At 56.5% G+C, this 22,039-nt stretch carries 19 protein-coding genes; 1 reads left to right on the forward strand and 18 read right to left on the reverse strand.

Translation table 11 applies throughout. The features are described from left to right. Positions 1-71: 71 nt before the first annotated feature. The 14 genes from tig to PCH01S_RS15030 all read right to left on the reverse strand — a co-directional run bounded on the left by tig (position 72) and on the right by PCH01S_RS15030 (position 16,057). Positions 72-1,436, reverse strand: a complete 1,365-nt coding sequence (gene tig, locus PCH01S_RS14970) for a trigger factor (RefSeq protein WP_042230546.1) — start codon at positions 1,434-1,436, stop codon at positions 72-74. Between the two features lie 154 nt (positions 1,437-1,590). Further along, positions 1,591-2,505 carry a hypothetical protein gene (locus PCH01S_RS14975; protein WP_042230547.1) on the reverse strand — a complete coding sequence of 305 codons (915 nt, stop codon included), beginning with the start codon at positions 2,503-2,505 and terminating at the stop codon, positions 1,591-1,593. 246 nt (positions 2,506-2,751) lie between these two features. Continuing rightward, positions 2,752-3,489: a PIG-L deacetylase family protein gene (locus PCH01S_RS14980; RefSeq protein WP_042230548.1), complete on the reverse strand. Its 738-nt coding sequence runs from the start codon at positions 3,487-3,489 to the stop codon at positions 2,752-2,754. A 24-nt stretch (positions 3,490-3,513) separates the two neighbouring features. Then, positions 3,514-4,470 (reverse strand): N-acetylglucosamine kinase, encoded by a 957-nt coding sequence (locus PCH01S_RS14985; protein ID WP_042230549.1) that lies wholly within the window; start codon positions 4,468-4,470, stop codon positions 3,514-3,516. Then, positions 4,467-5,978, reverse strand: coding sequence for an argininosuccinate lyase (gene argH / locus PCH01S_RS14990; RefSeq protein ID WP_042230550.1), 1,512 nt, complete (start codon positions 5,976-5,978; stop codon positions 4,467-4,469). Before argH ends, PCH01S_RS14985 begins: the two co-directional genes overlap by 4 nt. Positions 5,979-6,038: 60 nt before the next feature. Then, positions 6,039-6,785, reverse strand: coding sequence for a creatininase family protein (locus PCH01S_RS14995; RefSeq protein ID WP_042230551.1), 747 nt, complete (start codon positions 6,783-6,785; stop codon positions 6,039-6,041). 167 nt (positions 6,786-6,952) lie between these two features. Next, complete coding sequence (locus tag PCH01S_RS15000) at positions 6,953-9,478, reverse strand: PIG-L family deacetylase (protein ID WP_042230552.1); 2,526 nt, start codon at positions 9,476-9,478, stop codon at positions 6,953-6,955. A gap of 162 nt (positions 9,479-9,640) precedes the next feature. Continuing rightward, positions 9,641-11,347 carry an ABC transporter permease gene (locus tag PCH01S_RS15005; RefSeq protein WP_372011940.1) on the reverse strand — a complete coding sequence of 569 codons (1,707 nt, stop codon included), beginning with the start codon at positions 11,345-11,347 and terminating at the stop codon, positions 9,641-9,643. 52 nt (positions 11,348-11,399) lie between these two features. Further along, positions 11,400-12,482, reverse strand: a complete 1,083-nt coding sequence (locus PCH01S_RS15010; RefSeq protein WP_042230556.1) for an ABC transporter ATP-binding protein — start codon at positions 12,480-12,482, stop codon at positions 11,400-11,402. A 143-nt stretch (positions 12,483-12,625) separates the two neighbouring features. Beyond that, a complete protein-coding gene (locus PCH01S_RS15015; RefSeq protein WP_042230557.1) occupies positions 12,626-13,714 on the reverse strand; it encodes an extracellular solute-binding protein in 1,089 nt (362 codons plus the stop codon). A gap of 31 nt (positions 13,715-13,745) precedes the next feature. Then, positions 13,746-14,945 carry an ROK family transcriptional regulator gene (locus tag PCH01S_RS15020; RefSeq protein ID WP_042230558.1) on the reverse strand — a complete coding sequence of 400 codons (1,200 nt, stop codon included), beginning with the start codon at positions 14,943-14,945 and terminating at the stop codon, positions 13,746-13,748. A gap of 261 nt (positions 14,946-15,206) precedes the next feature. Beyond that, a complete protein-coding gene (locus tag PCH01S_RS31380; RefSeq protein ID WP_255246842.1) occupies positions 15,207-15,335 on the reverse strand; it encodes a hypothetical protein in 129 nt (42 codons plus the stop codon). An 88-nt stretch (positions 15,336-15,423) separates the two neighbouring features. Continuing rightward, complete coding sequence (locus PCH01S_RS29810; RefSeq protein ID WP_084706608.1) at positions 15,424-15,537, reverse strand: DUF4023 domain-containing protein; 114 nt, start codon at positions 15,535-15,537, stop codon at positions 15,424-15,426. Between the two features lie 166 nt (positions 15,538-15,703). Continuing rightward, a complete protein-coding gene (locus PCH01S_RS15030) occupies positions 15,704-16,057 on the reverse strand; it encodes a hypothetical protein (protein ID WP_042230560.1) in 354 nt (117 codons plus the stop codon). Positions 16,058-16,297: 240 nt separating this feature from the next. Here PCH01S_RS15030 and asnB point away from each other — a divergent pair, with 240 nt between their 5' ends. Beyond that, a complete protein-coding gene (asnB, locus tag PCH01S_RS15035) occupies positions 16,298-18,142 on the forward strand; it encodes an asparagine synthase (glutamine-hydrolyzing) (RefSeq protein ID WP_042230562.1) in 1,845 nt (614 codons plus the stop codon). A 339-nt stretch (positions 18,143-18,481) separates the two neighbouring features. Here the strand turns inward: asnB and PCH01S_RS15040 are convergent, their stop codons facing one another. Genes PCH01S_RS15040 through PCH01S_RS15055 form a run of 4 tightly spaced genes read right to left on the reverse strand, consistent with a single transcriptional unit; the run spans position 18,482 to position 21,903 of the window. Beyond that, positions 18,482-19,084, reverse strand: coding sequence for a response regulator transcription factor (locus PCH01S_RS15040; protein WP_084706609.1), 603 nt, complete (start codon positions 19,082-19,084; stop codon positions 18,482-18,484). Further along, the gene (locus tag PCH01S_RS15045) at positions 19,081-20,232 is read right to left on the reverse strand and encodes a sensor histidine kinase (protein WP_042230564.1); all 1,152 of its coding nucleotides are present in this window, start codon (positions 20,230-20,232) and stop codon (positions 19,081-19,083) included. Before PCH01S_RS15045 ends, PCH01S_RS15040 begins: the two co-directional genes overlap by 4 nt. Next, complete coding sequence (locus PCH01S_RS15050; RefSeq protein ID WP_042230566.1) at positions 20,233-20,988, reverse strand: ABC transporter permease; 756 nt, start codon at positions 20,986-20,988, stop codon at positions 20,233-20,235. It abuts the gene before it with no gap. 18 nt (positions 20,989-21,006) lie between these two features. Further along, positions 21,007-21,903, reverse strand: a complete 897-nt coding sequence (locus PCH01S_RS15055; RefSeq protein ID WP_042230568.1) for an ABC transporter ATP-binding protein — start codon at positions 21,901-21,903, stop codon at positions 21,007-21,009. Positions 21,904-22,039: the final 136 nt, after the last annotated feature.

A 22,039-nucleotide genomic window follows, 5' to 3' on the forward strand; every position in this document is an offset into this window, starting at 1 on the left:
TACGTGCCTTTGTATGTGTCCTATTATACAGCTTTTGTCGGGATCGTGCAGTGCCCGGGAAGGCGAGGCGATTACTCGGCCGCTTCTTCCTTGGCTTCCTCTTTCGCTGCTTTTTTAGCTTTCGGTTCTTTCTTAGCCGGCTTTTCTTTCTCTTCCGTGCTGTTGGCGAGCAGGAAGTCTACGGTTTTGCGAACAGCCAGATCCTGCTTGATGCCTTCCAGGCTGCCGTTAGCTTCGAAGATCGAGCGAAGCTCTTCAACGGATTTCTGGTACTGCTCGGCAAGACGGTCCAGCTCGGCGTTCACGTCTTCGTCCGTCGCTTCGATTTTCTCCGCGATCGCGATCGCTTCGAGAACCAGGTTGTTGCGAACGCGTTTATCGGCGTCTTCTCTCATTTGAGATTTCAGCACGTCCACGTTCTGGCCGGAGAATTGGAAGTACAGATCCAGCGTCATGCCCTGCATGCGCAGACGTCTTTCGAATTCGCCTACCATCTGGTCGAGTTCGGTTTCGATCATGGAAGCCGGAATTTCAACGTTCGCGTTGGCAGCGGCTTTCTCGACCACGGCTGTTTCGCGCTGAACTTCAGCATCCTGCTTCTTCTTCTCTTCCAGGTTCTTCGCGATGTCCTGCTTGTACTCTTCGAGCGTGTCGAATTCACTTACGTCTTTAGCGAACTCGTCGTCAAGCTCAGGAAGGTTTTTACGCTTGATGTCGTGCAGCTTCACTTTGAAAGTAGCCGCTTGACCTTTAAGCTGCTCGGAGTGGTATTCTTCCGGGAATGTCACTTCGATGTCCTTCTCTTCGTCCTTGGTCATGCCGACGATTTGCTCTTCGAAACCAGGGATGAAGCTGTTGGAGCCCAGCTCAAGGGAGTACTTCTCCGCTTTGCCGCCTTCAAACGCTTCGCCGTTCACGAAACCTTCGAAGTCGATGATCGTGATGTCGCCGTTTGCCGCCGCGCCTTCTTCAACCACGACAAGCTCAGCGTGTCTTTGCTGCAGGCGTTCCAGCTCTTCGTCGATTTCCTTCGGAGTTACCGCGCTGTCCGCTGCAGGAATCGCGATGCCTTTGTAGTCGCCGAGTTCCACTTCCGGCTTCACGGCTACTTTCGCCTTGAACTTCAGGGCTTGGCCTTTGCCGAATTGTTCAACGTCCACTTCAGGACGGTCAACAGGCTCGATGCCCGTTTCTTGAACGGCTTGCATGTAAGCTTCCGGCAGAATGATGTCCAGCGCATCCTGGTACAGGCTTTCGATGCCGAAACGCTTTTCAAAAATGGACCGCGGCACTTTACCTTTACGGAATCCCGGAACGTTTACTTTGGCTACGACTTTCTTAAAAGCTCTGTCGAGAGCGTCGGCTACTTGCTCCGCTTCCACTTCGATATCAAGAACTGCAGTGTTCTTCTCTATTTTTTCCCAGCTTGCTTTCATTTTATGCTTTCCCCTCCAAAAATGTACCCTGACAAGTATTTTTTCACGTTCTGACCTCATAATTAGGCCCGTAAGCCTTTTAGTGGCCATTATAACCATTCTAGTATACCACAAACCCTTGCTTTTTCAAGCGAATGACAGGAATGGCTTTATTTTAGCCGCCCGTGTACAAAGCCCGGATAAAAGATTGCAGACAAGCGTAAGCTTCGCCCCACGCCTGCAGCATGGAAGCGGTGATTCCGTACTGCTCCCGCATATGCTCCCTGTCCGCGCTCCCGAATAAAGATTCGTGAAGAACGGTATGCAGAGCGCTCGCCCAGACGTCCACTTCTTCTTCCCTGCAGCTGCTCATGGACGTGTACAATTCCGTGCCGTACACCGTCTTGAGAAATTCCAGCCACGTCTGCTCGGCGAAAAAACCGAAATCGGGCTGCTCCGACTCGCTGATCTGCTGAACCCGGTATACCATTTCGCGTATCCGGTCCGGAAATTCTTCGAGGTTCAGAGGCGTATCCTCGATGCGGAGCACCATTTTGTTCTGCGCGCGCGCAAGCACGACAGGGCCTTTTCCTCCCCGCTGCTTCAGCATCTGCAGAGCTCTGAACTGGACGAACGGATGGCTCTCGGCCGTATGGAGCCACTCTTTTACAAACTCGTCGATCCGGTCGTCCTCCGCAAAAGCAAGCTGCTCCAGAGCGATCATCTGACGCTCCATATCCGTACCGTCCTCAAGCATGTCCAGCAGACGCCCGACATACTGCCGGCCTTCCGCGGACTTTCCGGCCACCGACTGGCGCTTGAGGTCTTCCTCGGTAATTTCCTCCTCTTCACCGCCCTCCTGCATGACGGCATCGTCGTACAGAGTTTCCGGGAACATCGTTTCCAGCCACTGCAGAAGAGCTCTCCACTGGGCTTGTTTCTCCGCATCGTCCCTGGCGAACTGCAGAAGGTAGCGAAGCAGGCGGACCGCCTCTTCATAGCGCTCCTGCTCCAACATCTGAGTCATCTGCTTCTCGTAGGAAGCGGCCGTTTTGGGAAATAAAACTACATTGTCGTAGGAATGAGTCAAAAGTTCCACCTCAAAACCGGACTCGTCCCGGCTGATTTTGAAATATTCTCCCGCAGTTCCTCCTGCAAAAGATCATCCATAAAGTGTACCGGATTAGCGGAAGGAAATCAAAGAACGGAATTCGGGCGGGTCCTCCAACTCGCTGCTCACCTTGTCCTTTCCTAAGGCTGGACACGTAAAAAAAGCCAGCCTCCCTGTCGAAGGAAAGCCGGCCTCGTTTATTGAGCTGCTTAATTAAAAAGAATATCAGACCAGTTCAACGACCGGAATTTCACCGGCGCATTTGTTTAATCCGGTTGACTGTCCGCCCCGCCGCACAAGCGTGAAGTATTCGTAGGGCCCGATCACCGAGTAGTCGCCGTGCATGACGCCGGGGTAGGCCCGATCCACGGAATACACCTGGCTTTTGTGCGCCTGGAGCGCTTCACCCTTGCGGCTGCGGAATTCCGAAATATTCACGCGCGCCGTAATGGGGCAGCACTCGGACGGGCCGCAGTCCCCGCAGTGGTCGTAGTAGTTCGGAATGGACGCGTAATAAAGGTCGGGCGCCGCCCCGCCTTCCGCGTCCAATTCCTTGACCGCCCGCAGCACAGCCTTGGAGATGGCGATATGATCGGGATGCCCCGTTACTCCGTCCGGGGGAAACGTGACGACGAGATGAGGCTGCAGGTCCAGAATCGTCGCGGCCACACGGGCGGCCAGGAGATCTTCACGGACCTCGGCCAGGTCTCCGTCCGGATAACGGTAGAAATGAACCCGCTCAACACCGAGAACGGCGGCGGCCCGGCGGAGTTCCCCTTCCCGGTACACCGCGATTTCTTCCCTGCAGGTAAACGTGTACTCCCCCGTTTTGCCCTTGCAGCCGGATGTGGCGCAGGCCAGATGGACAGCATGTCCACTCTCCGCGTATTTGGCCATCGTGCCTCCGCAGGCAAACGATTCGTCGTCCGGATGCGCAAACACAAAGAGCAGCGTTTTCCTCATAACGTCCCCCAACCTCCTCCGGATTTACGGCAGCAGGCTGAGTCCCTGGGCGATCACTCCGTAAATCGGTTCTTTTTTTATTTCTTCCAGATTACATGAAGGGGCGAATTCGCGCAATTTTTTCGTTAAACGGCTCCGCACAAACTCATTATTCTGGAGAACCCCGCCCTGGAGGATCAAAGTGAAGGAAGTGTCTGTCATTCCAAGCTTTTCGATAACGGCCCGCCCCCCGTAAAAAAGCTCATCCGCGGCGGCCTCGAGAATACGCAGGGAGGACGCGTCTCCCTCCCGAGCGGAATCGCTGACAAGCAGCGACAGTTCCGCAACGGTGTCTACCCGGTAGTCGGCCGAATACACCCAGTTGTACAGCTCCTCTTCCGAACGGAGGTCGAGATAGGGCAGGACTCTGCGGGCGAGACTCGTCGGTCCCTGCCTGCCGTCCAGGGTCTGCAGGATAGCGGTGAGGGCCTGTTTGCCGATCCAGTAGGCGCTGCCCTCGTCTCCGACCCGGTAGCCCCAGCCGCCCGCCCGGGCGCTGCGTCCCTGCCCGTTGACGCCGTAAACGATGGAGCCGGTGCCCGCGATAAGCAGGACGCCCGGCTTGCCGTCCGTCGCTCCGAGCAGCGCGGCAAGTCCGTCGTTCTCCACGACGACCCGGTCCGCCCGAATCTCCGCTCTGGAGAGGGCTTCGCGGACGAGCCCTTCAATGATCTGCCGGTCGTAACCGGTATCGAGCCCGGCCATCCCGAAGACCGCGCATTCGACGCGCAGCGTTTCGTCCGGAGACTCGCCGAGCTCCTCCTTGGCGATCTTCATGGCCCGCACCAGCTCATCCACGGCGGCTTCCTTGCCTGTCGTCTGGTAATTGCAGGAACCTCCCCGGCCGGTTCCTTCTATTTTTCCCTGCCTATCGGTAAAAACAGCCAGGCACTTGGTTCCACCGCCGTCTACGGCAAGCAGCGGAATGCTGCGTCCCTTCATTGACCGGAGCTCCATCCTTCAAGCGCCGCATCCAGATGCGACAGCGCCTCTTCCGTTTTGCTCCGCGAATCCCGGAGCCAGGCTTCCTGGGTCTGCTGACGGCTGCGGCGGTCTGCGATCGTGCTGCGGATTTCGTCCGGGGCAGGTCCTCCGGGCAGGGTGCGGATGTAGACGAAATGGACAGGGTCGAGCGAGCTGCGGAACGCTTCCTCTGTAATCGACAAGTCGCGGCCGATCACCTGACGGGCAATCTCGTTAACCATGGCCAGCGATATTTCGTTGGCGGCCAGCCCTTCGGATACCGCGCGTTTCACGACTCCGCTGACGATGTGGTGGGCTTTGCGGAAAGAGAGATTGTCGGTCCGCACCAGAGTATCGGCAAGCTCGGTCACGGTAGCGAAGCTGCCTTCCGTCCGCTTGCGCAGCACATCCTTGTCCACGTGAATCGTACCGATGACGCAGGACAGGAGGCGGTACATTTGATTGAGGACAGCCAGAGCTTTCCATGCGTACGGCTGCATGTCGTCTTCCGTGTCGACGATGTCGCCGAACGGTGTGTTGTGCATCATCGTCAGTACGGTCTGGGTGTTCCCCACGCAGCTCGAAAGAAGCGAGCGCATGTGTTCGAACGAGACCGGATTGCGTTTCTGCGGCATGATCGACGAAATCTGGACGTACGGGTCGGCTACGCGCAGAACACCGAATTCCTGTGTGCACCACAGCAGGAAATCTTGGGAAGAGCGGCCGAGGTTAATGGCGGCCAGTTGTACGGCCGTAGCAATCTCACCGACATAATCGGCTCCGCCGATGGCGTCGTAGGAGTTGTAAATCAGCTCGTCAAAGCCGAGCAGTTCCTGCATTCTCTCCCGGGAGATATTGAACCCGGAGGTGGTCAAAGCGGCGGAGCCCATGCTGCTGCGGTTGCAGTTGGCGTAGGCGGCCTGCAGACGGCGCACATCCCGGTCGAGCGAATCCGCCACCGCCATGATGTAATGAGCAAGCGTTGTCGGCTGTGCCTGCTGGGTGTGCGTGTAGCCGATCATGATCGTTTCGGCGTGCTCCTCGGCGAAGGCGAGCAGTTGGCTTTTGAGGGCGAGCGCTCCCCGGATCGTCGTCTGGAGCTTCTCCCGGAGCACCATCCGGTAAATCGAGATGCCCATATCGTTGCGGCTGCGGGCCAGATGGAGATTGCCGGCGATGTCTCCGGCCGCTTCCAGCAGGTCGCTTTCCACTTGGAAGAACAAATCCTCGAACTGTCCCGTATATTCGGCTTGACGCAGCCCTTCCAGATCCAGTCCGCGGATCGCGTCCGCAATTTGCGACGCTTCCTCTTCGGTAACGAGCCCCTGGTCTTTAAGCATGATCAGGTGTGCTTTATTGATTGCCATCATCGGGCCGAGAAGACTTGCTTTCGCTTCGTTAAAAGCGGGTTTAAGCACAGCTTCCGTATAGGTCAGCCCCGGAAAGGCGGCGCCTTCTTCCTGTAAGATCTGTTCGCGGTTTCTCATGCGGTCCATTCCTCCTAGTGATACTTTCTATATGTTTGTGACAGGCAAGCGGTGCGCGGTTCAGGGAGCGGGCCGGCCGAGCCAGTTCGCAATGAGAGCGTTCATGTTGGCCGTGACCTCGCCTACAATCCAATCACCCGTTTGAAGAGAAGTCTGGCGGATGTGACCCGTGTAGCCCGCCCAGCCTTCCGGCGTGCCTTCCACCAATACGTAAGGCATCGGGGAAAGCGGAGGAGGCGGAGTCAATTCCGCATCTTCTTCCGATACATGAACCAGATCGGGACGGAACGCTTTGACAGCGGACATTTCGTAAGGCCCGCCGTGTCCTCTTCCTGTCGTCCCTTGAAAAAATCCGAGCTTTTCCGGAGCGTCCGCAGCAGCCAACTGCCACCAGTTGATCAGGAGAAAGCTTGCATCCTTCCAGCGGGAAGTTACTTCCTCGGCAACCGTCCTGGAAGCTCCAATGTTGCCGTCATGGGCGTTGAGCAGCACGATCCGTCTGAACCCCGAACGGCAGATGCCTTCCAGCACATCGCTCAAATACCGGTGAAACACGGCCGGATCAATGGATATGGTGCCGGGATAATCTCCCGTTTTGCCCGGACATGCCGTGTAAGGAATAGCCGGATAAACGAGGGGATTTAACCCCGGGTCAATAAGATCTGCGAAGCCTTGAGCGAGAAAAAAATCCGTCCCCAGCGGAGAATGCGGACCGTGGTACTCCAAGCTTCCCAGCGGAACGACCGCAAAGGCGGCATTTCTGAAAGCGTCCTCGGCATGCCTTCCGTGGATATCTAGGGCCTTCATAACTGTCCCCTCCGGTTTCTTTGATTTGTTCCTGCTGCCGGACCAAGCCGACCGCGATAGAACGGAGGATCGGAAGATCCCCCGCTGCGGTCTTTCTTCATTTAAATAAGGAGTGAATCATAGAGCTTTTTGAAATCAAAAAACGGTATAAGTTCGGCTTGCCAAGCTTACTGCTTCAGGCTGATCATGTTCACGAACATCCGGATGGAGCCCGGAACAAGACTCGGCATTTCACGATACCAGACAAGCGAGCTGTACGTGTACGTGCCTTTGCCGTAATTGGCGGACAGGAACGTGCCCGTAAATTCTTTTTCGCCCGGATCGCCGTTGGAAATCAGTTCGGTGTACTCCTTGCCCCACTCAGCCGGATTGTAGGCCGAACGGTCCTGAATCCAATTCTGCCAGTCGGCGTCCGTAATTTTGTTCGGCGTATTGAAGATCTTGTGATCCGGTGCCAGCATGGTTACCTTCGAATTCTCGTCCGTTACCCTCCACTGAATGAGAGGCTGACCGATTTTGATCGGATACGGCGCGAGGTCCGGCGTCCATTTGTCTTCCGGCTTATGGTACTGAACGACCAGGTTGCCGCCGTTTTTCGCGTAATCAAGCAGACGCTGGTTGCTCGGAATCAGCTCGGGACGGAACGCGTAAGCGCGAATGCCGAGCACGATCGTGTCGTATTGGGACAGATCCCCGAATTGGATCGCTTTCGCATCCAGATTCGTCACGTTAACGCCTACCTGGCGCAGAACGGCGTCGATATTATCGAATCCGCTGGAAACATACCCGACTTTAAGATTCTGCGGCATGTTAAGGTCAAAAGCTTGAATCGTCAGAGTCGCCGGTTTCACGTAATAAGTCGTGCCGATATGCGGGTACGAAATGACCTGCACCGTACGGCTCGTATCGGTCTGGCCTTCTGTCGCCACGGCGGAAATGTCCACCTTGCCCGGTTTCACGCCCTTCGGCGCTTTCACGGTAAACTCGACGGCTTTCGTTTCGTTCTTCGCCGCAAAGCTTACGTCCAGGGAAGCGGGCTCGACCGTCCAGCCTTCCGGTGCTTTCAGCGAAACGGTTGTTTTGGAAGCTCCCGGCGCGTAATTGCGGGCGGTTACTTTAACCGGCACGGCTTCGTCCGGCTTAAGCGTATTGAACACGGCCGCTTCCGGGCTGAGGGTCAAGGACGTTGCCGGAAGAACGGCAACCGCGTTGTCCGGTACCGCATGGACCGCCGCCTGCGTGCCGTAGGCTGTGTATGTAACATCAGCGCTGATGAGCGGCAGGGCGTACGGGTTGAAGTCGGCGGATTTCGCCGGAACGGTCACTTCGAACTCGGTTTTGACCGTCTGGTTGTAGCCCAGTTTCTTGAACTCGGCGGCGCCCGCCGCCTTGGCCGTCCAGCCTTCCGGAACATTCAGCTTCATCGCGATGTCCGAGATATCCACGCTGCCGCCGCTGTGTGCGGTGACCGCTACCTTCGCCGTTTGTCCGGCTACAAGCTCGCCCGATACGGGCTTCACTTTAACGGTTAGAGAGGCCGCTTCCATGCTCGCTTTGTTAAGCTGATCGGTTTTCACCTGCAATCTGTGAAGGAGATCAGTTTTAACAGAAGCATCTAAAGTGGATTTTTCCACATTTTCAATCGCTGACTTTACGTCCGCCTTCATTTCATGAACCTCGCGTGCGACGTTCGCGAATTTAGGATAGGCGGCAACGACTTCATTGGCATCCTGCTGCAGGGTTTTCAGATCTTTGACGATCTTGTTGTCTTTGCCTTTGGTGTCCAGCTCTTTGGCAAGATCTTCGAATGTAAAGGAAATCCCGTCGAAGAGCGAGCTGCTTTTGGAAACGGCTGTCTTGTTGTCCCCGGCGGTGCCTGCCAGCTTGTAATAGGAATTTCCCGGACCTTCATCTACATGGCGGCCCATGCCTTGGCTTTTGTGCATAAAACGGGATTCTTCCCCAAGCTGCGAGTAGGAGGCTCCGTAAATTTCGTTGTAGTCTCCGACCGGAAGAGCGACGTCGTACTCTTTGTCCGTGGCCGGCAGGTACAGCTTTTTCGGCTGCCATACGGCAAGGCCTTCTTTAAGCTGCTCCGGGAAAATAGCCGGATTGCCGGCGTCTTTGAACGCCCGTACCGTCAGAACGTTGATGGCCCGGTGATGACCGTGAGTCGACGCTTCGTTCAGAAATGCGGGAATCAGCACGTCCGGCCGCTTCTGGCGGATTTGACGGATCAGCCGCTCGTAGGCGACGGATTCGCCCCACTTCTCCAGCGTTTCGTCCGGGCTTTTGGAAAAGCCGAAATCGTAGATCGGATCGTCGAGCTTCACGCTCAGGTTGGCCAGCGTAATGTTCGTGATTTTGGAAGCTTCCTGCAGTTCCCGGGTCCGGATAATGCCGAGGGCATTTCCGAGCTCGCTGCCGATTTCATTCTGTCCGCCTTCTCCGCGGTTGGCGATGACACTGGACGTGTCAACCCCTTGACCGAGAGATACATACGCGAGTGTAGCACTGTGCTCATCGTCGGGGTGAGCCCCCGTATTCATGGCACTGGCGATTGTGGTGAGCGGCTTGATCGATTTCCAGAGATCGACAACCCCTCTATCGGCCGAGGCTGTCTGCGGCGCCGCCGGTAGGGCGACGGTTCCGACAACCGTCAGCGAGACGGCGGCTGCCACCCACTTTTTCATCCATCTGTTTGCACTTGCTTGACTCAATCGCTTCTCCTCCTCAGGCGTAAAAAGTGGCGGCAGGAATCCTGCATGACTCCCTGCCTTTATCAAAATCGCGGCGGTCGCGGCATTCCGCGGGGGAACGGCCGGCGACCTGACGATAATGAACCGTAGCTCGGGTCAGATAGCGGACCCGGCGTTGCCGCCGGTCAGCTTCCTGGAAACGAAAAGAACGAGAATGATCATGACAATCTGCAAGACCCCGTAGGCGCATGCCGTACCGAATTCGAACGCGTACATGCGCTGGAAAATTTCAACCGACATAGGTGTCGTGTTATTCGTGTACAGAAGGATCGACGCTACGAACTCGCCGAGGCCCTCCACCATGGCCAGCAGCGTTCCCGCGAGAATACCGCTCAGAGCCATCGGGAAGACAACGCGCCGGAAGCTGTACCACCAGGAAGCTCCAAGGTTGCGCGCCGCTTCCTCTACCGAGCTGTCCATCTGCATCAGAGTCGAGGATGTCGACCGGAAGATCAGCGGCAGGTGGCGGACGAAATAAGCGAGCGGCAAAATCCAGAAGCTGCCGATCAGAACCTGGTTGAACGAGAATGCGTTCGGTTCGCTGAAGGCCGTGATCAGGTTGACGGCTACGACCGTACCCGGCAGCGCCCATGGCAGCATAATCAGGATGTCGAGCAGCGTTTTGCCCTTGAATTTCATCCGCACGATGGCATAAGCCGCCGCAACGCCGAAGAGCAGGTTGCCGATGGTCGCCACGAAGCTCATCTTGAAGCTGTTGGCGATCGGGCGCCATGTTTTCGGATCGGTAAACAGGTCTTTAAAGTGCTGGAGCGTATACTCCGGCGGAAGGACCTGGACCGTCCATGTACTGTCTTCGGAGAAGGAAAGCAGGACGATGACGAGAATCGGCAGCATCAGCACGAGCGTGGCGATAAACGACAGCACCATCGCCGTGTACTTGCCCGCCTTGCTTTTCACTTCGGTCCGGTGGACGCTGACGCCTTTGCTCATGTTCTGATAGTTCCGCGCGTTCTGGTACCAGCGCATCATAATCAGGAACAGGATCGAAACGATCGACAGCAGGGTCGATTGGGTCGCCGCCATGTCGAGGTCCCCGTTCGTGCGGGACAAGTAAATCTGCATGGTGAGCGTCCGGTCGATCCCGAACACGAGCGGCGCCGTATAGGACGCCATCGAGATCATGAAGACGAGCAGCGAAGCCGCGATGATGGCCGGCGTCAGCATCGGAAGGATGACTCTACGCCAGATGAGCAGACGTCCGGCGCCCAGATTGGCGGCCGCTTCTTCCAGCGACGGGTCCAGACCTCTGATGGCGGTGGACGCCGTCATATAGAAATAGGTGTACATCGTGAACGTATGGACGACGATGACCCCCCAGATGCCCTTAAGCGCAAGCGGCGCGTGATCGAGAGCGAACAGCTTCTGAAGCGCACGCGGGATAATGCCGCTGTCCCCGTAGAGGAACGAGAAGGACAGCACCCCGATCAGGGGCGGAAGAGCCATCGGCACGATCGCGAGGACGGACAAAATTTTGCGTCCCGGAAACTCGTAGCGCTCCAGCAGGAACGCCATCGCGACACCCACGATGCCACAGGTGATAACGCTGAGTACGGAGATGTAGACGCTGTTCCACAACGCTTCCAGATTCGATGTATGCTCAAGACTGAAGAAGCGGGCGTAATTTTTGAACGAAAAAGCCCCTTCCAGCTTCACACTCTGTAAAAATGTCTGAAAAAACGGATAAATGACATAAGCAAGCAAAATCAGAAACAACGGCGCGATGAGCACGTAGACGAAGTAAGGCGACGTCGTGATCGTGGTCCATCGGCTGTTCGGACGGATGGCCGGCTGCTGCTTGGCTTGCGGTTTGTTCGTCTGCACGGGCGCACCCTCCTTATTCTACGAAATAGACGCTTTCCTTCGGGACGGCAAAAGCGATATCTTCATCGCGGTGACGCATGCGCTGGCCGGGGCCGATAAACATCGCTTTAATCGGCAGCGTGCCGACCTGAGCGACGTAGTTGACGCTCACGCCCGTAAATTCCGACATCAGCACTTTGCCGGCCAGAATGTTCTCCAGGCCTCTCTCCGAAGCCGCGGCCTCGCGGATCGATTCCGGACGGACCGAGACCGTCACCTTGCTGCCCAGGGCCAGACGGCACTCCGGCGAAGCGTTGGCGGCAAGTCCGGCAATAAGCACATCGGACGAGGTGCGGACATACACGCTGTCGCCCTCCATGCGTTCGACGGTCCCTTCCCACAGATTCGACTCCCCGATAAAGGAAGCGACGAACCGGTTGACGGGACGGTTGTAAATGTCGTGCGGGGTGCCGATCTGCTGCACGATGCCGTCTTTCATGACCATGATCCGGTCGGACATGGACATAGCCTCGGCCTGGTCGTGCGTGACATAAATCGTCGTAATGCCCAGCTCAAGCTGTAAGCGCTTAATTTCCAGCCGCGTCTCTTCCCTCAGCTTTGCGTCGAGGTTGGACAACGGCTCGTCAAGCAGGAGAATATTCGGTTCGATCACCAAGGCTCGGGCCAGTGCCACCCGCTGCTGCTGCCCGCCGGACAGCTGGTCGATTCTGCGGTCGCCGTATCCGTCCAGGTGGACGAGCTTCTGGGCGCGCGTCACCTTATCCATAATTTCCGCCTTGGACTGTTTGCGGACTTGGAGACCGAAAGCAATATTCTCGAACACGGTCATGTGCGGAAACAAGGCGTAGTTCTGAAACACCATACCGGTGTTGCGTTTGTTGGGAGGCGTATACGTCACGTTGTTCTCGCCGAACATGATCCGTCCCTCCGTCGGGTAATAGAAACCGGCGATCATGCGGAGCGTTGTCGTTTTGCCGCAGCCGCTGGGTCCGAGAAACGTGAAGAATTCGCCCGGCTGGATGTGAATGTCGACGTTTTCAACGCCGCGTGCGCCGTTAAACTGCTTGCTTACTTTATCGAGCTTGACTTCTATCAAGTGGAATCCCTCCTAGAAAGTAAAACTTCCCTGCCTATCCGTACGTCTATCCCGCCGGCGCAAAGGCACAAATCGTATATTGTGCCCGGCCTAAACGGGCCCGGATGGGGCTTCCCCCACCCGGATCTGTCAGGCTTCGGGCTTTATTTCTTGCCTTTGCCCTTGATGTTTTCATCCCAGTACTGCATCCACTCTTTTTCTTTGGAGGCCAGTACTTTCCAGTCGAGCTGCAGCGGTTTCGTTTCGATTCCTTTCAGCCAAGCCGGGAATTCATCCTTGTTGATGTCCGTCCGGGTCGGGATCTGGAACAGTTTTTCCGCTTTCTTCTTCAGTTCTTCTTTATCGAAAAGGAACTCGTAAAATTTCTTGGCGGCGTCCATGTTTTTGGCGCCTTTGACAATACCCACTCCGTCTACAAGGATCGGAGCGCCGCTGGCCGGATAAATGAAATCGAACGGCTGCTTTTTCATTTCCTTCTGAATCAGGATATCCTGAAGGTTCCAGAGGGAAAGCGTGCCTTCCTGACGAGCCATTTTCAGATACAGGTTGGTCGGATCCTGCGTGTATTCCTTCGTGTTCGCGTCCAGCTTCTTGAGCCAGTCGTAGCCCTTCTGCGGATTCGCAGGGTCCTGGCGGTAAATCATCGAGGAATAGATCGTACGCATCGTACCGGACGCCATAACGCCGCGGATCAGAAGCTTATCTTTATATTTCGCGTCGAGCAGCTCATCCCAGTCCTTCGGCGCGTCTTCCTTCTTCAGCGCCTCGGAGTTATACATGATCACTTCGGGCAGCAGCATTTCGCCGTACCAGCGATCCTGAGCGTCCTTGTTCTCAGCCGCGACATTATCCGCGAAGGTCGGCTTATACGGCTCAAGAAGTCCTTCCTCGGCCCCGGTTATGAAAGAGGACTGCGTGCCTCCCCACCAGAAGTCCGCCTGGGGATTCGATTTCTCGCCGCGGATACGCTCCAGAACCTGTTGGGCGCCCATCGTCATGACTTCCACGTCAATGCCCGGATTTTTCTCTTTGAATCTCGGCAAAATCTCGTCGACCACGTTCTTGTCGCGGGCCGTGTAAATCACGAGCTTCTGGGAACCGGAAGCGGCTCCGCCGCCGGCGCCTTCGGCACCCTTCTTCGCACCGTCGTCACCGCCGCCGCAGGCCGACAGGCCGACAGCCATTGCCGCGATAAGAGTCAAACTAGTCCATTTGGTCATCTTCTTTTTCACTTGTACTCCCCCTAGTTCTAGATTGTATCGTTTAATCCGCGCCGGCAGATCCGGAGGATCTGGCCGGCTGGGCGGACGGAAACGCTTCCAGTACACTGTGGACGGCCCCCAGCAAACCTGCCCGCTCCCTCAGCCCCGCCAGTTGGATGTCCGGCAGCACCGGAACCCACTGCGCAAGCAGCTCGCGGATCCGGGTCAGGCCGCTTTCGCTCAGATGGACCATCTCGCCGCTCAGGATGAGCAGCTCCGGGTCCAGCACGCTGACGGTATTGGCGATCCCGGACGCCCAGTGGACGTAAACATCTTCGAGCAGCGTCCCGGCCTGGCGGCTTCCTTGATCCGCCTGTTCGACCAACTGCCGCAGGATGCTGCGCCCGGGATCGACGGCAAGGCCCGCAGCCTTCGCTTTGTCGCAGATGCCGGTAACGGAGTAATTCTTCTCGAAAACGCCGAATTCGCCTTGTCTGCGGAGCCGGTCGCCGCCGATTAGCATGTAGCCGATTTCGCCGGCAGCCTCTTTGCTGCCTCGGTAAAACTGCTTGTCGATGATAATCCCGGCCCCGATCCCGGTTCCCACATACATGTAGACCAGGCTGGAAACCCCCGAGCCGGCGCCCCCGTAAAATTCGCCCATCGTCATCATATTGACGTCGTTGTCGAGAATAACGGGAATGCCGAGCCGTTCTTCGATTTCCTTCCCGACCGGCAGGTTCATCCAGCCCGTGCTCGGCGCGTAGCTGACGGTGCCGCTGCGCTTCTGCGTAATACCCGGCAGGCCGACGCCGATCCCGATAACGCGGTCGCGGCCGAACCCGCTTTTCTCAAGCAGCGTATCCAGGTTCGTCTTGAGCGCTTCCAGAGCGGAATCGCCGTCAACCGGCTGCTCCAGGCGGGTATGCACATGATGCAGCAGCTCGCCCTTCATATCGGCAATGGCCATTTCCAGCTCACTGCCTTCAAAAACGGCCCCGACGACCGTATACGCCTGCACGTTGTATTCAAGGAGAATCGGCTTGCGTCCGCCCTTCGACTCCCCGGTTCCCACTTCATGAATAAGTCCTTCATGGATCATTTCGTCCACGAGAGAGGAAACGCAGGGTCTGCTCAGCTTTGTCCGGACCGACAATTCGGCTCTCGACAAGCGGGGATGCTGGCGCAGCTGGTACAAAATGCCTTCCCGGTTCATTTGTTTCACTAATTTCGTATTTCCCGTTTTCCCCTTGCCGATCACAAGCCCAATCACCACCTTACTTAGTTAAAATGACTAACAAACTAATTAAATCAAGTATATGTATACGTTTACATGATGTCAATATAAAAAGTGAAAATAGTCATAGAAAATAAATATTAATCGCGTTATTATCAATTATTTCATCATTTTTATACCTAATAGCGTGTATTCTTCCCTTCAGTTTATTTACTTTTCCGCCTTCTTATGCGTCCGCGTCAAAAAGCCCGCTGCAGCCGCAGCAGGCTTTTCTCTTCCTTACGCTTACTTCGCCGTCCCGTGACTGAGGTTGTTCTGGGCCGAATGCTTGACGTTTTTGGCCTCCATCTCCTCGGCAAATTCCGCGTTTACTTCGTACTTTTTGCCTTTGGTCGCTTTCGAAACCTTCGCCATGTTCATCACCCCCGCCCGTTTGTCGATTTCCTTTATTCCGGCCTCCGCCGCAAAGGGACGGTGAACGGAATAGTCAAAGCGGCACTGCTCAGTGCTGTTTGTTGGGGAGCCGTTTGTCCGGGCGGTTTTTGCCTTGCGTCCTCCGGTTGCGTTCGTCTTTACGCTGAGTGTCATGCAGTTTGCTGATGAAATGACTGTCCATCTCCGCAAGCCCTCCCCGGGAAGTAAGTTTCGTGAAGCCGTCTTAGTATGTCCGGGCTTTGGGGGAAAGCATGCCGGGTTCCGCGAAAAAAAGAAAAAGAGCACCAGTCAAGCCGGCGCTCCTCGGTTCTCTATACGTATAAGTGCTTGTCCGTTCAGGAAAGATCTTAAGCTTCCGCTTCCAGTCTCATGGCCATGTCCACCAGAACCGCGCGCGCTTCCGGCTTCGTTTTCACTTCGTTGTAAAGCTTCTCGAAAGCCGCTTTGTTTTCTTTGAACTCGCCTTCGTTCTTGATCGTGAAATGGCTCCACTCGATCAGACGGTTCTCCGCCTGGCGAAGTTCATTGAAAGCTTTATGGAAACCGCTGCGTTCAATCGCATCTTCCATTTCTTTCTGACCGATTTCCGCACCGTCTTGTCTCATGTCGTTCAGTTTCTTGTCAGCCTGCTGGCTGGCTGCGAGAAATTGTTCTTTGGCCGCCAAATAATCGATTTGCGCCCTGGCGTATTTACGTTTCATCAATAACAGTCCACCTTTAGCATGATTTCCCCGATAGCGCTTGCAGGGGGAGTTTTCTTCTACCAAATCCTATTGTAACAAAATTTTTCTGGAAACAAAACCGATTTCGCCCTTCCGGTTCTTCCGGTTCTTCCGGGGGGACAGACATTTTCGCTCCGGGCGCCGCATACCTTTTAATCATCGCATTCGGCAGTCTTCTCGAAAGACTCGCTTAGAACGTATTTCGAAAGGGTGAACATCATGTGCGGAATTACAGGGTGGATAGACTGGCGCAAAGATCTGACCACATCTTCATCCATTCTCGAAAATATGACGGAAACCTTGGTCCACCGCGGTCCTGACGCTTCCGGCACGTGGATATCCGGCCACTGCGCCCTGGGGCACAGACGGCTTAGTGTCATGGACCCGCTTAACGGCGCTCAGCCCATGATCCGTAAGGACGGGGACCGGACGTATTCCATCGTATATAACGGGGAATTGTATAACGCTCCCGAGCTGCGCAGCGAGCTGGAACACCGGGGCCACCGTTTCGCGACCTCCTGCGACACCGAAGTTCTGCTGGCCGCTTTCGTCGAATGGGACCGGAGCTGCCTGGAGCGGCTGAACGGCATCTTCGCGTTCGCGGCCTGGAACGAACAGGAACAGACCCTGTTCCTGGCCCGGGACCGTCTTGGCGTCAAACCTCTATTCTACAGCCACACGGACGGCGCCTTCCTGTTCGGCTCGGAACCGAAGGCGATACTCGCCCATCCGGATATCAAAACCGAGGTAGGCGCCGAAGGCCTTGCCGAAATTTTCGCCGTCGGACCCGCGCGCACGCCCGGTCACGGCATTTACCGCAACCTGGCCGAACTGAAGCCGGGCCATTTTATGGTTTACGACCGCAGCGGGCTGACGATTCGTCCTTACTGGAAGCTGGAAAACCGGCCCCATACGGACACTGTGGAGGAAACGGCGCTCCGTATCCGCGAGCTCCTGGCCGACACCGCCCGGCGCCAGCTCGTCTCGGACGTTCCGGTCTGCACCCTGCTTTCGGGCGGGCTGGATTCCAGCGCGCTGACGACACTCGCCTCCCACCATTACCGGGACAGCGGCGGCGGCGTGCTGAATACGTACTCCGTCGATTATGCCGACAACGACAAGAACTTCAAGGAGAACGCGTTCCAGCCCAACTCCGACGCCCCGTGGATCAATCGGATGACGGAGTACCTCGGCACGGAGCATCATTACATCGAATTCGACACGCCCGAACTCGTCGAATCGCTCCGCACCGTCGTACTCGCCCGCGACACGCCCGGAATGGCCGACATCGACGGCTCGCTTTACCTGTTCTGCCGCGAAATCAAGAAAGGCGCCACGGTGGCGCTTTCCGGCGAAGCGGCCGACGAGATCTTCGGCGGCTACCCCTGGTTCCACCGGGAAGACGCCCTGAATGCGAACACGTTCCCGTGGTCGCTTTCGCTGCCTCAGCGGGCCGGCATTCTGTCGCGCGATTTCGCCGACTGGATCAAGCCCGAGGCATACGTCCGCGGCCGCTACGAGCAGGCGCTGGCCGAGGTGCCCCGTCAGGCGGGAGAAACGCGGGAGCAGAACCGGATGCGGGAGATGTCTTACCTGAACATCACCCGCTTCATGCCGACCCTGCTTGACCGCAAAGACCGCATGAGCATGGCCGTAGGGCTCGAAGTCCGGGTTCCCTTCTGCGACCACCGGCTCGTGGAATACGTGTGGAACATCCCGTGGGACATCAAAACGGCGGGCGACCGCGAGAAAGGGATTCTGCGGAAGGCACTCGTAGACGTGCTGCCGGAAGATGTGCTGGCCCGCAAAAAAAGCCCTTATCCCAAAACGCACAATCCGAACTATGCGACCGCGGTCAAACAGCAGGCGCTTGAGATCTTAAACGATTCGTCGTCGCCGCTTCTTCCTTTTGTGGATGCCAAAACGCTGCGCGCCATGGCGGCTCCGGGAGCCGAATCGACCGAATTCCCCTGGTTCGGCCAGCTCATGTCCGGTCCGCAAATGTTCGCGTATCTGATCCAGGTGGACACGTGGCTGCGCGAATATAAGGTATCGATCCGTTAAGCATTTGCCGCCGCTTGTCTATGCACGTCGATCCACGTCTATACACACCAATGCGCGTCTAAACTTACGGCTGTTTACACGCGCACCGGTTTTACGAGTAGTCCCGATTGTGGTTGACCACCGTCATGTGACGCCGAGCACCGCGCGCCGGGAGCTTCGCGCGGTGCGGAAAAAAACTTCAAAAAAACCTCCAGCCGCCATCTTAATGGCACTGGAGGTTTTTGTCCTTTTCGCCCGAAGTCCGGGAGTATCCGTACCGCTACCGCTTCCGTTGCCGGACCACGCGTTCGTGTCCGCATTCCGAGTCCGCACTCCCGGTCTCAGCGCCGAATCTCCGGCCTAATCGAGCCAGCCGTTCTTCTCCGCCGCGGCAATGGCGTCGATCCGGTTCTTGGCCTCCAGCTTCTGGATCGCCTCCGACAAGTAATTGCGGACCGTGCCGCCCGAAAGGAACAGACGCGACGCAATCTCGCCGGACGACAGCCCCTCTCTGGCCAGCTTGAGCACCTCGCGCTCCCGTTCCGTCAGCGGATTCTCGGCCTCCCAGAACGTCAGCGCCAGCTCCGGGCTGACCGCGCGCCTGCCCGCCTGCACATCGCGGAGCGCCGCCGCAAGCTCGCCGACCGGCGAATCTTTGAGCAGGAAGCCGCGCGCTCCCGCACGCATAGCCCGCTGAAAATAGCCGGATCGGGAAAAGGTCGTCAACATGACGACTCCGCACGGGTCCTTGCTTTTCTGGAGCGCCTCGGCCACATCGAGGCCCGACATTTTCGGCATCTCAATATCCATGATACAAAGATCCGGCCGGAGCGTACGGATCATCTCCAGCGCTTCCGCGCCGTCCGCCGCCTGGCCGATCACTTCAATATCGTCCTCCAAATCCAGCAGGGCGCTCAGCGCTCCCCGGAGCATGCCCTGATCTTCCGCGACAATGACCTTCATTCGCCGCCCGCCTCCTTTTCTCCGTTTTTGGTCACTTTAGGGATCGTAAAAACGACCCGGGTGCCCCGGCCGCCCGCCGATTCGAACGTGCAGTGCCCGTCCACCAGCTTAAGCCGCTCTTTCATGCCTCTGAGCCCGTTCGTACCCAAGTCCGGCTGCCTTTCGTCCCTATCGAAGCCGACTCCGTTATCCGATACGATCAGCCTGTACCCCTCTTCATCGGAGGCCCATTCCACGATACACAGCTTCGCTTTGCTGTGCTTGACGACATTCGTCACCGCTTCCCGCAGGCACATGCCGAGAATGTTGCCGATCAGCGGGGGAGCTACGTCTTCGGCGCCTTCACCGGCTTTCAATTCCAGCACAATGCCGCCCGCCGCAAGAATCTGCTTGGCCCGGTCGAATTCCTCCCGGATCGTGACCATGTTCATATCCGATACAAGCTCGCGCACCTGTTTGAGCGCCGCCCGCGAGGTCGCCTGGATATCCTGAACTTCCCGGACCGCTTTCTCCGGATTTTTCGGAATCATTTTCTCCGCCAGTTCGCCCTTGAGCGTGATGAGAGACAAAGTATGCCCGAGCGTATCGTGCAAATCGCGGGATATCCGCTGACGCTCCTCGATTTTGGACAGGCGGGCGATTTCTTCGTTAGCCAGTTGAAGCTTGCCCCGGAGCTCCTTCGACCTGCGTCCGATGCGCATCGCGACCGGCATGATCAGGATAATGACAAGGGCCGGAAGAAGCTGCAAAAACAAATCGACATCGTTCATTAACTTGTAGTGCCAGCCTACCGCCACGAACATCAGAAACAAGCCCGCTATCGCGGCGGCCATCTGCCTGACGCTCCGCAGCATCCCGATCACCGGAGACGGATAAAACGCCAGGTAAATAAAGTTCTCGTTATACCGGATCGACAGAAAGCCGATAACGACCGTCTGAAACAGAATGACCCAGTACCTTCCCGCAGCCCGGTGAAAAGAAGTCAAATAAGCCGCCACAAAGACGATAAGCAGCCCCGAACCCAGTATTTTCTCCGGAAAAGGAAGCTGCAGAACCGAAACGACCGGGAAGATCAGATACACCAGCCAGATGATCGTAAAAATAAAAGGGGGCCCCTCGCGGGGCCTTGCCGGTTGCCGACGAAACATTTAAACCGCTTCCTGTCTCTTGATGATATAGGAAGATAATAGCACAAATACGACGACATACACAGCCAGAATGAGCACGCCCGTCCAGTCGATCGAACCGCCTCCGATCAAATTCCAGGCTCCCTGCCCCAACCGGTAGGTCGGCGTGAATTTGGCGATCGTCTGAAGAGTCCCGGACATGGAAGCGGTCGGGAACCATAATCCGCCCAGAACGGATAACCCCATATACAGAATCATCGTCAGCACTTGAACCACATCGGGGTTGCGCATGGAACCGAGCAGCGTACCGAGCGCCATGAACGAGAAGCCGCCGACCCAAATCCAGAGGAAGCTTTCGATCCATACGGAAACCGGCAGATCCACCTGTTTGCCGAGTCCTCCGATAATAAACATCATCAGAATGATAAATAAATTAATGACGCCTTGGGCGGCTACCTTCGATACCATGTAAGACCAGGAAGGCAGCGGCGTAATGCTGAGAAGGCGGACCCAGCCCTGGGTACGTTCCCTCGAAATCCGCTGGGCGAAGGAAGTCAGACTGGCGCCGATAACGCCGTATACGGTCATGGACATGAGATAGTAGGACGTCCAGTCCACACTGCCGATCTTCGTATCGCTTCCCATCGTACTCGTAAACAGAAAATAAAAGGCCACCGGCATCACTATCGAAAAGAAAATAAATCGTTTGTTCCGGAAGGTCCGCAGCAGCTCCGCGCGGCACTGGGCCATTGTCGCTTTCAGAATCGTCGCATTCATAATCGTTCTCTCTCTCCTTTAACCTGCATTCGTTTTTTGAATTAAAGTCTGGAAGGCGTCTTCCAGTCCGCCGCTTCGAACTTCGATATCTTTCATATCGACGCGTTTGTCGATCAGCGCGGTAAGCAGCCGGTCCGTGTCCGGTCCGAACATTTCGACGCGCCGCCCGCTCCACTTGATATCGCTGACACCCGGCATCGCACGGAGCAGTTCATGTGTAACCCCTGCGCCTGCCGTAAAAGAAATGACTCTCCCCGTCGTTGCCGCTTTAATCTCGCTCGGCGTCCCGTCCGCAATCAGCTTGCCGTTATTGATCACGACGACTCTGTCGGCCAACTGATCCGCTTCCTCCAGATAGTGAGTCGTCAGGACGACGGTTTTTCCTCTCGCGGCCATGGCGCGGATCGTATCCCAGAATAGCTGCCGGGACGATACGTCCATGCCGACGGTCGGTTCGTCGAGGAAAATAATTTCCGGGTCTCCGGCTGCGGCCATCGCAAAGCCCAATCTGCGCTGCTGCCCGCCGGAGAGAGCCGAGGCCATCTTATTCCGCTCGGCTTCCAGGCCGGAGATGAGCAGAAGCTGCTCCAGCGAGAGCGGGTTCGCGTAATAATGGCGGAACAGGTCGATCGTCTCAGCCACTTTCAGATTGTCGATCACGCTGACATCTTGGAGCATGGCTCCGATCCGGTCCCTAACCCGCTGATCTTTCGGATGGCCTCCCAGCAGCTTGACGGTCCCGCTCGTAGGCTCCTGAAGGCCCAGAATCATCGAAATCGTGGTCGTCTTACCCGCTCCGTTCGGACCGAGCAGTGCGAGCACCGTTCCTTGTTCCACGGTCAGCGTTAACCCGTCGACCGCCTTTTTGCCTTTAAATTGTTTCGTAACCTGCCTCAATTCAATAGCTGTTGTCACAGGGGTTCAGCTCCTTCTGTTATGTGGGCTTTCCGTTTCATCATTTCATCGTTTCGTCGTTCATCGTTTCGTTAAGCTCTTTAACCTGAATCCATCATACCGCGCGGCGAATTTCATCCCTACCCACAACCGTAAC

It is taken from the genome of Paenibacillus chitinolyticus NBRC 15660 (assembly GCF_000739915.1).
GTDB lineage: Bacteria > Bacillota > Bacilli > Paenibacillales > NBRC-103111 > Paenibacillus_F > Paenibacillus_F chitinolyticus.

What these genes read in the sequence shown, in the direction of transcription:
- PCH01S_RS15050 (WP_042230566.1), bottom strand. Translation starts at nt 20,988, where the DNA reads ATGAATGCGACGATTCTGAAAGCGACAATGGCCCAGTGCCGCGCGGAG.
- asnB (WP_042230562.1), top strand. Translation starts at nt 16,298, where the DNA reads ATGTGCGGAATTACAGGGTGGATAGACTGGCGCAAAGATCTGACCACA.
- PCH01S_RS15040 (WP_084706609.1), bottom strand. Translation starts at nt 19,084, where the DNA reads ATGAAGGTCATTGTCGCGGAAGATCAGGGCATGCTCCGGGGAGCGCTG.
- PCH01S_RS14980 (WP_042230548.1), bottom strand. Translation starts at nt 3,489, where the DNA reads ATGAGGAAAACGCTGCTCTTTGTGTTTGCGCATCCGGACGACGAATCG.
- tig (WP_042230546.1), bottom strand. Translation starts at nt 1,436, where the DNA reads ATGAAAGCAAGCTGGGAAAAAATAGAGAAGAACACTGCAGTTCTTGAT.
- PCH01S_RS15030 (WP_042230560.1), bottom strand. Translation starts at nt 16,057, where the DNA reads ATGAAACGTAAATACGCCAGGGCGCAAATCGATTATTTGGCGGCCAAA.
- PCH01S_RS15045 (WP_042230564.1), bottom strand. Translation starts at nt 20,232, where the DNA reads ATGTTTCGTCGGCAACCGGCAAGGCCCCGCGAGGGGCCCCCTTTTATT.
- PCH01S_RS15000 (WP_042230552.1), bottom strand. Translation starts at nt 9,478, where the DNA reads ATGAAAAAGTGGGTGGCAGCCGCCGTCTCGCTGACGGTTGTCGGAACC.
- PCH01S_RS29810 (WP_084706608.1), bottom strand. Translation starts at nt 15,537, where the DNA reads ATGGACAGTCATTTCATCAGCAAACTGCATGACACTCAGCGTAAAGAC.
- argH (WP_042230550.1), bottom strand. Translation starts at nt 5,978, where the DNA reads ATGAGAAACCGCGAACAGATCTTACAGGAAGAAGGCGCCGCCTTTCCG.
- PCH01S_RS14995 (WP_042230551.1), bottom strand. Translation starts at nt 6,785, where the DNA reads ATGAAGGCCCTAGATATCCACGGAAGGCATGCCGAGGACGCTTTCAGA.
- PCH01S_RS31380 (WP_255246842.1), bottom strand. Translation starts at nt 15,335, where the DNA reads ATGGCGAAGGTTTCGAAAGCGACCAAAGGCAAAAAGTACGAAGTAAAC.
- PCH01S_RS14985 (WP_042230549.1), bottom strand. Translation starts at nt 4,470, where the DNA reads ATGAAGGGACGCAGCATTCCGCTGCTTGCCGTAGACGGCGGTGGAACC.